Origin of the sequence: Chryseobacterium sp. (genome assembly GCF_022869225.1) — a bacterium.
Lineage (GTDB): Bacteria > Bacteroidota > Bacteroidia > Flavobacteriales > Weeksellaceae > Chryseobacterium.
Map to the genome: position 1 here is coordinate 4659283 of NZ_JALIHL010000001.1, position 14011 is coordinate 4673293.

Annotated in this window: 9 protein-coding genes; all 9 read left to right on the forward strand. The window is 40.4% G+C overall.

Annotated features, from left to right (window positions below; genetic code table 11):
* Nucleotides 1-211 precede the first annotated feature (211 nt).
* The 9 genes from MUW56_RS21790 to MUW56_RS21830 are packed head-to-tail and all read left to right on the forward strand — an operon-like array spanning nucleotide 212 to nucleotide 13888.
* The gene (locus tag MUW56_RS21790) at nucleotides 212-1738 is read left to right on the forward strand and encodes an aspartate aminotransferase family protein (RefSeq protein ID WP_292015178.1); all 1527 of its coding nucleotides are present in this window, start codon (nucleotides 212-214) and stop codon (nucleotides 1736-1738) included.
* Nucleotides 1710-4118 (forward strand): GNAT family N-acetyltransferase, encoded by a 2409-nt coding sequence (locus MUW56_RS21795; protein WP_292015179.1) that lies wholly within the window; start codon nucleotides 1710-1712, stop codon nucleotides 4116-4118. Before MUW56_RS21790 ends, MUW56_RS21795 begins: the two co-directional genes overlap by 29 nt.
* Complete coding sequence (locus MUW56_RS21800; RefSeq protein ID WP_292015180.1) at nucleotides 4111-5427, forward strand: SidA/IucD/PvdA family monooxygenase; 1317 nt, start codon at nucleotides 4111-4113, stop codon at nucleotides 5425-5427. Before MUW56_RS21795 ends, MUW56_RS21800 begins: the two co-directional genes overlap by 8 nt.
* A gap of 9 nt (nucleotides 5428-5436) precedes the next feature.
* Complete coding sequence (locus tag MUW56_RS21805) at nucleotides 5437-7248, forward strand: IucA/IucC family siderophore biosynthesis protein (protein WP_292015181.1); 1812 nt, start codon at nucleotides 5437-5439, stop codon at nucleotides 7246-7248.
* A complete protein-coding gene (locus tag MUW56_RS21810) occupies nucleotides 7245-8648 on the forward strand; it encodes an MATE family efflux transporter (RefSeq protein ID WP_292015182.1) in 1404 nt (467 codons plus the stop codon). The genes MUW56_RS21805 and MUW56_RS21810 overlap by 4 nt, the downstream gene beginning before the upstream one ends.
* Before the next feature lies 1 nt (nucleotide 8649).
* Nucleotides 8650-8895, forward strand: coding sequence for an acyl carrier protein (locus MUW56_RS21815; protein WP_292015183.1), 246 nt, complete (start codon nucleotides 8650-8652; stop codon nucleotides 8893-8895).
* 4 nt (nucleotides 8896-8899) lie between these two features.
* Nucleotides 8900-10288 carry an AMP-binding protein gene (locus MUW56_RS21820; protein WP_292015184.1) on the forward strand — a complete coding sequence of 463 codons (1389 nt, stop codon included), beginning with the start codon at nucleotides 8900-8902 and terminating at the stop codon, nucleotides 10286-10288.
* Complete coding sequence (locus MUW56_RS21825; protein WP_292015185.1) at nucleotides 10275-12692, forward strand: TonB-dependent receptor; 2418 nt, start codon at nucleotides 10275-10277, stop codon at nucleotides 12690-12692. Before MUW56_RS21820 ends, MUW56_RS21825 begins: the two co-directional genes overlap by 14 nt.
* A 2-nt stretch (nucleotides 12693-12694) precedes the next feature.
* Nucleotides 12695-13888 carry a PepSY domain-containing protein gene (locus MUW56_RS21830; RefSeq protein ID WP_292015186.1) on the forward strand — a complete coding sequence of 398 codons (1194 nt, stop codon included), beginning with the start codon at nucleotides 12695-12697 and terminating at the stop codon, nucleotides 13886-13888.
* The last annotated feature ends 123 nt before the right edge of the window (nucleotides 13889-14011 follow it).

A 14011-nucleotide genomic window follows, 5' to 3' on the forward strand; every position in this document is an offset into this window, starting at 1 on the left:
AAAAATTTGGTGTTAAATAATAATTTTTATATTTGTTTTTAATTATTCTAAATAACAATAACGAGTTCAAATTTATGAATAATTATGCAACCACCAAATAAAATATAAAAAAAATGTAAAAATTAAAAACCTGACTATCAGATATATAATGCTATATATCAAAAAACCACAACAACTCATTGATTAAAAAAATCACCTTACAAAAACTTTTATGAATAACAATATAATATCCCTCGAAGAGCTATCAAGCACTACCTTACCTCACATTTTGGGGAATTTTGGGAATATTTTTCATCCTGACAATTATGATCATTATCGTAATGCTGTCAACAGTACTTTAGACCTTGTACAAGAATTTCTTCATAGAAATGACAAACCTTTCAGCGGTATAGAAGCCAAAAAAATGAAAGGGATGGTACAACAGATCGACCTTAATCAAAAACTTTCAAATTATAACGAACTTCTTGCAGAGGTAGATGATATTTATGTAAAACATGCTACAGCGTTTCACTTACCTCAATATGTAGCCCACCTCAATTGCCCGGTGGTAATTCCGGCTTTGGCAGGTGAGATTCTTGTAAGTGCCATCAACTCCTCCCAGGATACTTATGATCAGAGCGCCGGCGGGACTTTTATGGAAAGAAAACTCATTGACTGGACCGCAGAGCAGATTGGCTATAATCTCAACGAAAGTGATGGTGTATTCACAGCAGGAGGCTCACAGAGCAACTTAATGGGATTGGTCATGATGCGCGACTGCTTTTCCCAAAAAAGGTACCATCACAACATTAAAGCGGATGGCCTGCCCCGTGAAGCAGATCGTTTCAGAATCTTTGTTTCTGATAAATCTCACTTCAGTAACCTCAAAAATGCATCCATAATGGGATTGGGTGAGAAATGTATTATTAAAGTACCTACCGATGAAAGATTCCGTATGGACATCTCTCTATTGAAGAAGTATATTAAAAGAGAGGAGCAGATGGGAAATATTCCTATTGGTATTGTGGCCACTGCAGGAACTACCGACTTTGGCAATATTGATCCATTGGATGATATCGCCAATATAGCAGAACACTATAACATATGGATGCATGTAGATGCTGCCTATGGCTGTGCTTTATTATTAAGTGAGAAATACCGTGATCTGCTGAATGGAATTGAAAGGGCAGATTCGGTAACGATAGATTATCATAAATCTTTCTTCCAGCCTATCAGCAGCAGCGCCTTTATTGTAAAAAATAAAAAGGAACTGCTGATCCTGAAGCATCATGCAGATTACCTGAATCCCAAAGAAATGGATGAAGAGGAAATTCCTGCTCAGATCAATAAATCCATTACCCAGAGTACCCGCAGGTTTGATGCTCTGAAGCTATGGTTTACCTTAAGAATGATGGGTAAGGAACAGCTTGCAGAATACACGGATACCGTTATCGATCTTACCAAAGATGCTGCTGCAATGATCACTGAAGATCCTGAATTTGAACTTCTTTCCGATTCTGACCTGAGTGTTCTTGTTTTCCGGTATATAAGACCGGAAATCAGCAATCAGGATGCCCTGAACCAGTATATCAAAATGAAACTTTTCTACAGTGGAGAAATCCTGGTAGCCAGTACAAAGGTCAACGGAAATTTCTATCTGAAGTTTACCTTCCTGAACCCGATAACCACCACAGAAGACATTCATCACATCCTCACTACAATCAAAATGCATGGAAAAGACTTTAGTACAGAAAAATAAAACCGGCCAGAAGGCCCGTGAAATGACCTTAAGGATTCTGCTCAACGGAATGCTGAGAGAGCTGGGAAACGGAAAATTTTATCAGGGAAGTCCGAAATATGATCTTCTTACCGCACAGGCCCTTGAAAAAAGTGACTATCCACTGCATATGAGGTTTGAGATGAAGAAAAACGGAATCTTTTTATTTGCTCCTGTTTCTTACCGCTCCGAAAGTGCTTTTCATGAATACGGATTTCCTATTTGGGCTGTTGACCATGAGAATCAAAAGACTTTTGAAGCAGGCACAGAAAAGCTTATCGAGCTTATTTATCAGGAATTTTCCGATACCCAGAGTGAGACAGGTTTTGAACGTTTTGCCCAACGGGTTAAGAGCAGCCTGAAAAATCTGGAACTGACTACCGAGGCCTGTTCTCAAAAAGAAAAACCTTTGTCCTATTCATTTTTAGAGTCCGAGCAAATGCTCCCGGCAGGCCACAATCTGCATCCGTTCACTAAATCCAGGATGGGATTTTCTGAAGAGGAGCATGTGCTGTACGGTCCTGAATATGGAAAAAGATTTCAACTTGATTATTTCCTGATTCACAAAGACTGTATCTCTGAAAAATCACTTCCCGGAATTTCAGCAAAAGAGATATTCGAGAAATGGGTGTCAATACCAGAAAGTTACGATTTTGACAACACAAATGATTTCTACATCGTACCATGCCATCCATGGGAAGCGCAGTATCTTTTGTCAACAGAAGAATATCCGGAAATGCTTGGATCAGGGAAAATCATCTATATCGGGCCACTGGGAGAAGATTTTTATGCAACCTCTTCTATAAGGACGCTGTACAATCCCGATTTCAGTTGGATGCTGAAGTTTTCCCTGCATGTTTTAATGACGGGATCTGTGAGAACAAACAGTTTAAAAGACCTGAACAGAGGATATGCTTCTGCAATATGGTGGCAAAATGAAAAAGCCTTATTTGAAGAAAATTTCCCGAATTTTAAATTATTGATGGAACCTTCCACATTAAGCGTTCATTATGAAGGTAAGAATATGGAAAGTCTGAATATCCTGATCCGTGAAAATCCTTTTTCCACTGATGATAAGGTTCTTTTATTGGCAAGGCTTTGTCAGGACGAATCCATAGACGGGTTCAGTTTTATAACACATTTCTTTAAAAATGTTGCTGATCACTTGGGCATGGAACCGGAGAAAGCAGCAATCATCTGGTTTGAAAAATATGTGGATCTTCTGCTTTCGCCTTTAAACAGGTTATTCAGCCAATTAGGGATGGCACCGGAAGTCCACCAGCAGAACCTGATGATCCAGCTGGATGATCAGCTTCTTCCCCAGACACTCTATGTACGGGACGGGCAGGGATATCTGCTGAAAGAAAGCTTTAAGGAGAAATACCAGTTGCTAATAGAGAACTGTCCTGAAGTTGATGACCTTTTTATCAGGGATGAGCGTCTTTTAGATATCATTTCTCATCATCTTTTAGTGAGTAATCTCAGTGCCCTGATCTCCTCAATAGGTAAAACAGGATTGGTCAGCGAGAGAAGGCTGATCAATATTCTGTACAGGGAATTTGAGAACCTTCATGAGTACGAGCCTTCAGCTTTGACAGCTTATGCTTTGCACCAAAGATATTGGGCTGCGAAATCCAACCTTCAGTCAGCGGTTTCTGAGGTAGATGGAGGGGTAAATGCTGCTGCAATTTCCTATGCTAAAGTACCTAATCTTCTTCACAAATATTTCTTTTCAGACCAGCTGATCCATCCGGAAGGAAAAGAAGTTTTCTTTACCCGTTATTTTCAGAAAGAAGATGTGACGATGAGCATGCGTCCGATAGACCTTGAAAATGATCTTGAAATGCTTCACGAATGGTTTAACCGCGAGCATGCTGTAAAAATATGGCAAATGAACTGGCCAATCGACGAGCTGGAGACGTATTACAGGCTGATGCTTCCAGATGATGAAGCCCACAGCTATATCATAGCAAGCAATGATGAACCCACCTGTAATATAGAGATTTACTGGGCCTGCAGGGATATCGTAGGAGATTATTATGAAGTATTGCCTACCGATTATGGAACCCATCAGTTCATTGCCCCTATTGATCCAAAGAAGAAATATGTATCTCCATCTACACAATCAATGGTCGACTACGTTTTTGCACAGCCACAGGTAGGTAAAATGGTAGGGGAAGGATCTGTAGATTCTCTTGCATCCATGATGAATAAGGCACACGTTGGCTTCAAAGTGGAAAAAGTGATCGAAATGCCGCATAAAAAAGCCAATCTTAATTTCTGCTACCGCGAATGGTATTGGGAAAAGTTTCCGCAAAACAAAGACGTACAAATCACCGCAAACATCACCACAAATGAATAATGAAACCATATATAATGTAATAGGCATAGGAATAGGTCCCTTTAATCTTGGACTGGCAGCCTTATCTCACCCGATTCCGGAACTGAAAACACTTTTTCTTGACCAGAGAGATGGTTTCGACTGGCATCCGGGGTTAATGATCGATCATGTGACCCTACAGACTCCTTTTTTATGTGACTGCGTATCCATGGCTGATCCTACGAATCCCCTAAGCCTCCTGAATTACCTGAAGGAAACCGGAAGGCTTTATAAGTTCTTTATCCGGGAAAATTTCTTTATCCCCAGAAAAGAGTACAACAAATACTGCCAATGGGTGATTGAACAGCTTCCGGAATGTCGTTTTTCAACCCAGGTCGTAGACATTCATTATGTGGACGGTCTTTATCTGATCACTACGGTTCATACAAAAACCAAAGAAACAACCGTTTTTAAAACGGAAAGACTGGTCCTGGGAACCGGAACACAGCCGCACATCCCACCTTTTATTCCTAAAGATGATTCCCGTATCATCCATACCAGTTCTTATCTGTACCGAAAGGAAGAACTCTTATCTGAAGGCAGGAAAATAGCAATTATCGGCTCCGGACAAAGTGCTGCCGAGGTATTTTATGATCTTCTTCAGAGCAGGAATGAAAAAACGGAACTTGGTTGGTATTCCCGTCCGGACAGATTTTTCCCTATGGAATACTCCAAGCTGACCCTGGAGCTTACTTCGCCTGATTATGTAGAATATTTCTTTAACAGAACAGAAACGGCAAGGAAAACTATTTTAAGCAAGCAGCAAAGCCAGTTTAAAGGAATCAATTATGATTTGATCAACGATATCTATGATTTTATTTACGATCTGAATATCGACAATGTTGACACTCTGCTTAAAATTATTCCGAACAGCCAGCTGAATAGGGTTGACAACAGCAGCCAGGAACTTATCCATCTTGAATTTACTCAACTGGAACAGGAAGTTCCTTACGAGCAGGAAGCGGATTACCTGATTCTGGGAACCGGATACCGTTATCATGAGCCTTCATTCTTAAAGAATATCCAGTCCAGAATAAAAAGAGACTCCGGCGGATTATTTGACGTCAACAGAAATTACTCAATAGACCATAATGGTGGTGAAATTTATGTACTTCACGCAGAAGTACACACCCACAGCTATATTTCCACAGACCTGGGGATGGCTGCTTACCGAAATTCTTACATCATTAATGATATCCTTGGAAGGGAGTATTATAAAATTGAGAAAAAAATCGCTTTTCAGGATTTTGATGTAGAAAAATACGCTGATTTACCCACTGCCCAAATTTAATTGTAAAAAATGAACACCAACTTAAAAAATACGATAAGCCAGGACAACTGGCAGCAGGCCAACAGAAATCTAATGGCCAAAACGATTGCAGAATTAATGCACGAAGAACTCTTAAAACCGGTATCTGCATTTGAAGATCAGGAAGGGTATACGGTTTTTCAGCTTGAAACAGGATTTGAAAACGTAGTCTACAGCTTCCGCGGACAGGAAAGAATGATGGATTACTGGCATATTGATAAAGACAGCATCACAAAAACTGAAAACGGAGAGGTCTTATCTTTTGTGGAGGTAGCGGCTTTCTTCCTAGAAATGCAGTCTGTATTTGATTTGGATCCTTATACTATTGCAAGATATACGGAAGAATTGCTGCATACCTTATACTGTGATGCCTTGATTTTGTCAAAAGGCATTATGTCTTCACAAGATTTGGCCGCAGCAGATTATCAGACCGTAGAGCACCATATGACAGGGCATCCTTGGGTGATCGTCAATAAAAGCAGGTTGGGCTTTTCTCCCCGTGATCTGAAAACCTTTGCTCCCGAAGCTGAAGAGAACCTAAAAGTTATCTGGCTGGCTTCCCATAAGAGCAGATCGGCATTCCAGTCATTGGAGCATATCAATAGGGAAGAGTTCTACCGTTCCGAGATTGGAGAGCTGCTGTATAACGATTTTCAGCAAAAACTGATAAGCGAAGGAAAATGTGTTGAGGACTATCATTTTATTCCTGTACATCCTTGGCAGTGGGAACATAAGCTTCAAATTCATTTTGCAGGGGATATCGCATCAGGACTTTTGATCCAGCTGGGAGAAGGAGATGATATCTACAGTCCGCAGCAGAGCATCCGTACTTTATTCAATATGGATCATCCTAAAAAAAGATATCTGAAAACGGCAGTTTCTATCCTGAGTACGGGAAATATCAGAGGATTGTCTCCTAAGCAGATGAAGATAGCCCCTTCCATTACAGAATGGGTAAAAAGCCTGATTAAAGATGATTCTTATCTGGAGAGGAAAGGAACCATTTTCCTGGGTGAAGAAGCTTCAATCGCTTATCTGCATCCGCAGTACGGAGCTATTGCCAATGTACCTTATCAGTACAACGAATTCCTTGGAGCTTTATGGCGTGAAAGTGCAGAAAATTACCTGAAAGAGGATGAACAAATGGTAACCATGGCTTCGTTGCTTTATGTAGATGAAACCGGACTTCCATTGGTAGAAGCTTTTGCAAAAAAAGCCGGAATGAATATCAAAGAATGGATAGAAAGTTATCTTGATGCTTATCTTACTCCATTACTCCATATTTATTATACCCACTCATTATGTGTAACTCCGCATGGAGAAAATATTATGGTGGTATTAAAAAATGGAGTTCCTCAACGAATCGTGATCAAAGACTTTGTGGATGATATCGTACTTACGACGGAAGCAAGAGAAAAACTTCCTGCCCATTTAGCTGACGGACTGATCCAGTCTTCCAATAAAGAAAATATTCCGTTGTTTATTCTTCTTGGGGTTTTTGATGCTTTCTTCAGATACCTGTCCAATGTACTGCATACGTATTCAGATTTCAAGGAAGAGGAATTTTGGACACTTGTTCATGACTGTATTGAACGCTACAAAGCAGACAATGCCCACCTGCAGGAGAGATACGAGAAATATGATCTGTATGTTCCTTCATTCAAGAGGTTTTACATCAACAGTCTGCGTCTGAAAAATAACGGGTACAGCGAGAACAAAGTATTTGCTATCCCAAGAAAGGATGGTGCACTGCCTAACCCGCTGTATCAGATCGCCAATAAAAATTCTGTAGCAGTAATATGAGGAAATTCCTGCATATACTAAAAGAAGGAACGGTTTTTACCTATGGGGCCTTAGCCGGAAAAAAAGTCGAACTGACCTCCGGAAGTATCAACCGTTCCATCTTTAGCTTAGCCATACCGATGGTGATGGAGCTGGTGATGGAATCCGTCTTTGTCAGCGTTAACCTGTTAATTATCGCCAAATTAGGAGATAAGGTTCTGGGTCTGGTAGGGATCACGGATAATTATATCAATTTTGCCTATGCCATTGCTGTAGGGCTTGGTATCGCTGCAGCAACCCTTACCGCCAGAAGAGCTGGTGAAAAAGATAAGGAGGGGATGGGCCGAACTGCTCATTATATTATTCTGCTGGCCCTGTTTTTTGCCGTGCTGATAGGTGGAATATCCTGCCTGTTCGCTTCAGAGATCGTTGGCTTCCTGGGAATCAATGCTGATACAGTCAATGAAGGACTGTCATTTTCAAGACTGGTTTTTCTGAGTATAGGGCTGGTAATCCTGCGTCTTTCTGTGAACGGACTTTTCAGAGGGGCAGGAGATGCTGATCTTGCTATGAAATCACTTTGGATCTGTCATATTTCTAATATTGTCTTTGCCGTGATTCTTGTTTTTGGAATAGGATTTATTCCCGCTTTTGGACTGATGGGCCTGGCGTATGCTACGGTTTTATCAAGACTGCTGGCGGTTTTATATCAAGCTTTTATACTGCTGTCCGGAAAGACCAGCATCAGTGTTTTAGTCCCTTTTCATTTGGACTTACCACTATTGCAAAAGATTCTGAAAATAGCTTTCGGAGGGCTGGTTCAGTATATCATCCCAACATCCAGCTGGCTGATTATGGTGAAAATAATCTCCACTTTCGGAACCACCGCTCTTGCCGGATATATTATTGCCCAGCGTATTGCTTCGGTGGCAACAATGCCTGCCTGGGGAATAGGAAACGCTGCCGGAGTCCTTACGGGACAGAATTTAGGGGCCGGAGATTCGGACCGTGCTGAAAAAACAGTCTGGAGAGCAGGAACAATCAATATGACGTATCTGGTTGCTGTAGCCTTGTTCTGGCAGCTTGCCGCAGAATATGTGGTGAAGTTTTTCACTGCAGAACCTGAAGTTGCGAGGTATGCCGTTCAGTATATCCATGTGGTTTCTATGGCTTATCTGCTATTGGGATTCACAATGGTGATCAGCCGTGCCCTTAATGCGGCAGGAAATATCATGCAGGTTACCTTGCTGTATATCATCATGTTTTATGTTATTCAGCTTCCTATGGCTTATCTCTTAGGGGTAAGATTTCAATGGGAACTGAGAGGAATTTTTACGGCCATTGTTTCTTCGGAAATTGTACTGGCTGTATTATTCTTATTGATTTTTAAAAATGGAAAATGGAAAACTATAAAAATTTAAAATGAACACAACAGAAGAATTTTATGAAATCATCGCTTCTGCCATTGCAGTAAAAAAAGAACTGGTAGATGAAAACCTTACCTATCAGGAAATCCCGGAGTGGGATTCCATGTCTCATCTTCTCATTGTAGAAGCACTTGAACAGTTTTATCATATCAAATTTGATTTTAATGATATTCTGGAGATGGGTACTGTCGGAAAAATTCGTGAGAAAATGAAAAAATACGAGGTATTTGTAGAAAACTAGACCTATGAAAATTTTAGAAAATATAATTGCCAACAAGAACCTGTTGTTTACAGAAGCTTCAAGCGGCAGGACAATTCCGGTGGGAACCCTTTACCGGTCGTTAGGCTTAAATCCTGTAGAAAAAGGGCTGCTATTTTTGTACAATGACAATCAACTGCCCGGCATAGAGGTACTGCTCAATTTTTACGGGACAGCGCATACCATTGCCTTACTGGGACAGAAGCTGCATACCGAATTCAAAGACCGTATTGAAGCGGAATACCGTCCCAAATACATCTTCGATCCGCAAAGGGAAGAAATTCCCGGATACAGCCTGAAAGAATTTTCAGATACCATTAAGATTTTTATGAAGGATGATTATAAAAGTGAGATTAGCATTCATCCGGAAATCAAAATCCTTCTGAGCACTTCAGGAACGACTGGGGTTCCGAAACTGGTGAAGCTTTCGGATGATAATCTTTATCAGAATGCCATAAGTATTCTTCAGTATATGCCTATCCTGGAATCTGATGTAGTTCCTTTAAATGTACCTATCAATTTTGTGTACGGCTTCTCTATTTTTACCACCAATTGTATGCGTGCCGGAAGAATAGTGTGTTCCGATAAGGATATCATGCAGAAGGCATTCTGGGAAGAAATGGAAGAGTATGGCTACAGTACGTTAGGCGGCGTTCCTTATCTTTATGAAAATCTGAACAGAATAGGATTCTTCAGAAAAGACAGCCCGGGTTTAAGATATTTTACCCATACCGGAGGAGTGATCAACGGGGAGCTGAGAAAAACACTTTTTTCTTATTGCCATGAATTCGAAAAAGAATTCTTTGCGCAATACGGCCAGACAGAAGCCGGCGGAAGGATGGCCTATCTTACTACGGACGGTTTACTGGAAGAGGAAACGTCCATAGGAACGCCTGTACATGGGGGGAATTTCAGTATAGACCCGGAAACAGATGAACTGCTTTTTTCACACTCCAGTATTTTTGGAGGGTATGCGAACAAGCTGGAAGATCTCACTGCCTATGAACAGCCGCTGGTACTGCATACGGGAGATACAGCCAGAAAAGGGCAGAATGGAATTTATTATATCACAGGAAGGATCAAGCGTATCATGAAACTTTTTGGAATCCGTCTGAATCTGGATGAGGTGGAATTTATTCTTAAAAACGAACTGAAGGGAAATACTTTTGTTTGTCTGAATTCCAATGACAAGAAGATCGTTGTACTTTATGACAATCCGGAAATAGACCCTCAGGTCATCACTGAGACCATCAAAAATAAACTGCGTATCAATCCCCAATATGTACGCACCGAACTTATAGAATCATTTCCATTATCACAAAACGGTAAAATAAATTATCCCCTGTTACAAAACTTACAGCATGAAAACATCTAAAACCCTTATATTACTTTTGGCACTTGCTTTATCTTCAAGTTCTCTTTCTGCACAGCAGAGCGAACGTATCCATGGCAAGGTCATGCTGTCTGAACAGGCACCTGTAAAAAATGCTCTTTTAAGACTTGTCAACACGTCTTATCAGGCAAAAACCAATAATTTAGGAGAATTTTACTTTGATAATGTTACCCCTGGAGAATATACTCTCCAGGTGGTTTTGAATGATATTGAACTGATGCGGGAGCCTATCCGCATTGAGAAAGATGTTTATGAGATTCCAACGATTCACGCTCCGGAAAAGAACAATGTCATTGAAGGAATTACGGTGTATGCCGTCAGCAGAAATAAATTCCTGGACAGAGACAGTACTTCCGTCTCTAAAATGCCGTTGAAAAATTTAGAAAATCCTCAGGCCTATACGAGCATTAACCAGCAGATCATGAAAGAACAGCTTACTTATGATATTTCGGAAGTTTTAAAAAATGTTCCCGGTATGGTAAAAATGCAGGGGAGCCCGGGAAGAGGTTCAGGAGACGGAAGTTTCTACTACAGCCTCAGAGGTTTTCCTACAAAAGTATCCATGGTAGACGGAGTTCCGGCAACAACCAATGGAGAAATCGATCCTGCGGATATTGAACGTATAGAGGTTATTAAAGGACCTTCGGGAACTTTATACGGAGGAGCCGTAACGTCTTTTGGAGGACTCATCAATGTAGTGACAAAAAAGCCGAAAGACTATTTCGGAGGTGAGGCGTCCTACCTTATGGGAAGTTACAACCTGAACCGTATAACGGCTGATGTTTACGGTCCCGTGACAGATTCAAGGAAAACTTTGTTCCGTTTGAATGCTGCTTATCAGTATCAGAATGGTTTCAGAGATTCTGAGTTCAGAAAATCATTTTTTGTGGCCCCCATAGTAAGCTACCAGGTGAATGACAGGCTGAAGTTTAGTTTGGGAGCTCAGATTTACAATTATGAAGGAACTAATACCCCCATTATTTTCCTTCCCAGAACCAGAAAGTTTTTCGCACATACACCGGATGAACTTGGATTTGACTGGAAAAAATCCTATTCCAATAATGATATAACCTTAAAAGCTCCGTCAATCAATGTAAAAGCTGAGGTTAATTACCAAATTTCAGATAAGTGGAACTCACAGACCCTGATTTCCCGTAATTACAGAAAAACGGAAGGCTTATACCAATACCAGTTTATCAGAGGAAATGACAATGATGCAACCTTGGAACGCAATGTGCAATGGCAGAACTCAGAAGCTGCTTCTACCAGTATTCAGCAGAATTTTAACGGAGAATTTACGATCGGAAAAATTAAAAATAAAGTACTTATTGGATTAGACTATTTCAATCAGTCTATTAACAATAATCATTCTCCGATTACTGTATTTGACTACGTCAACGGGCAAACGTTAAGCGGTTATGGAAATATTTCCAGAGATTTGGCCCTTCAGAAAATTCAAACTTCTACGGCGCCTTTGGTAAGGAATACGAGTTCAGCCAATCTTTATGGGGCTTATGTTTCTGATGTAGTGTATATTACTGACCGTTTGATCACTGTACTAAGTTTACGTTTTGATCATTACGAAAGCAAGGGCCAGCTTAACCTGAGCAATAATATGCGTACAGGAGATTTCAATCAAACCGCATGGTCTCCCAAGGTAGGACTGGTATATCAAATCCTTAAAGACCATTTATCAGCCTATGGAAACTATATGAACGGCTTTAGCTATACGCCACCTGTCACACAGCCATTACCGGACTATAGCGGAGACATGAAACCGCAAACCGCTAATCAGTGGGAAGTGGGAGTAAAGGGAAACCTTTGGAGAAACAAAGTAAATTTTACAGTCGGATATTATGATATCCTGGTCGATAATATACAGCGGGGAACCGGTGTAGTGCGTAACGGAAAAGAATATAATATTACGATTCAGGATGGGCAGCAAAGAAGTGAAGGTATTGAAATCGAAACCATTATGAATCCTGTTCAGGGATTAAATATTATGGCAGGATATACTTACAACCACAGTAGATTTGAAAAAGCAGATGCTTCCGTAGAAGGACGCCGTCCGGAATCTGCAGGTCCGGCTAATGTATTTAATTCATGGATCAGTTATATCCTTCCTATTAAAGGGTTTCAGGGACTGGGAGTAGGTTTCGGAGTGAATCGTGTAGGAAAACAAATTACCGGAAACAGAACTACTACCGGACAGTTTACATTCCCTGCCTATACTTTAATCAATGCCTCTATTTCCCTTGAAAAAGAAAGGTATAGACTAGGATTTAAAATGAATAATTTAGGCAATGCACAATATTTCGCAGGGCAGGGGGTTGTAGTAGCTCAGATGCCGCGTAACTTTGTGGCTGAGGTTAGCCTTAAGTTTTAACTATGAAGCTCAAATTTAGAAAAATTGCATATCAGTTACATCTATGGCTCGGACTAACGTCCGGGCTTATAGTTGTTATCATGGCAGCTACAGGCTGTATCCTGGCTTTCGAAGAAGAATTAAAGCAGATCATACACCCCCAAAGGTATTTTGTGGAAAGGACAGGGAAGGAGAAACTGCCTTTATCCGATCTTGCTGCAAGAGCAGAAAAAGCACTGCCGGAAGGGTTGAAAATCAAAAGGGTTCAATTGTCTTCCGATCCTTCGCGAACCTATGTATTCCGTACCTTGAAAATGGACAACGATGCATTGACCTATTGGGGAACCTACTTGTATTATTACCGTGTTTATATGGATCCTTACACAGGAAAAGTACAGGAAATAGAAGACGCCAAAAAAGATTTTTTTGAAATCGTACTGGATCTTCACCGGAGACTTTTATTGGGCGAAAAGATTGGGAAAACCATTACAGGATATGCTACGCTTATATTCGCAGTTATCCTTTTCTCAGGCCTTGTGATTTGGTATCCCCGGAAGATGAGCAAAAGTATGCTGAAAGGAATGTTCTTTATTAAAACATCGGCCAACTGGAAAAGAATCAACTATGATGTTCACAATGTATTAGGATTTTATGCCGTGATTCCTTTGCTGCTGATTGCTTATTCAGCATTGATATGGAATTTTGAAGATGTAGACAAATGGGTAAAAAAGACATTGAACGGTGGTGTATCTACCGAACAGAAAGCCAAAAGTAAACTCCCATCCGACGAATTTACCAATCAGAAAAACATGTTGGATATAGTCGGAACACAAGTGATAAAAGAGCTTTCTGATAAAAAATCGGCACTGATCAATTTTCCAAGAACAGAAGAAGGTACTTATTATGCTGAGGTGACCTATGACAACCGGCAGTACCGGAATGAGCAATATAATTTTGACCAGTATTCAGGGGAGATTGTAAAGCACCAACGGTATAAAGACCATAATATACCATATGGAACTGCATTAAGAGAAAGAAACTACGACTTACATACCGGAAGTATCTTAGGAATCACCGGCAGGATCATTTACCTTTTGGCCGGCATTATCGCTGCATCACTTCCGATAACCGGTTTTATTATTTATTTAAACAGGAAAAAGAAAAAGCCCAAAAAGAAAAAAATACACATGAAGCGGTTAGCGGGAATTAAATCTTAGGTGGCCGTTCTAAAAACAGCTATATTAACGGCACAGAACATTACACTTTTTAAAGCCTCTGGAATTAGGGGCTTTTGCTGTTCAGCAATGTCTTTTTTTTCGCTAATTAAGAGGATTGAACGA

Coding starts and splice junctions, on each gene's coding strand:
- MUW56_RS21800 (WP_292015180.1), top strand. CDS start 4,111: ATGAATAATGAAACCATATATAATGTAATAGGCATAGGAATAGGTCCC.
- MUW56_RS21790 (WP_292015178.1), top strand. CDS start 212: ATGAATAACAATATAATATCCCTCGAAGAGCTATCAAGCACTACCTTA.
- MUW56_RS21810 (WP_292015182.1), top strand. CDS start 7,245: ATGAGGAAATTCCTGCATATACTAAAAGAAGGAACGGTTTTTACCTAT.
- MUW56_RS21830 (WP_292015186.1), top strand. CDS start 12,695: ATGAAGCTCAAATTTAGAAAAATTGCATATCAGTTACATCTATGGCTC.
- MUW56_RS21795 (WP_292015179.1), top strand. CDS start 1,710: ATGGAAAAGACTTTAGTACAGAAAAATAAAACCGGCCAGAAGGCCCGT.
- MUW56_RS21815 (WP_292015183.1), top strand. CDS start 8,650: ATGAACACAACAGAAGAATTTTATGAAATCATCGCTTCTGCCATTGCA.
- MUW56_RS21825 (WP_292015185.1), top strand. CDS start 10,275: ATGAAAACATCTAAAACCCTTATATTACTTTTGGCACTTGCTTTATCT.
- MUW56_RS21820 (WP_292015184.1), top strand. CDS start 8,900: ATGAAAATTTTAGAAAATATAATTGCCAACAAGAACCTGTTGTTTACA.
- MUW56_RS21805 (WP_292015181.1), top strand. CDS start 5,437: ATGAACACCAACTTAAAAAATACGATAAGCCAGGACAACTGGCAGCAG.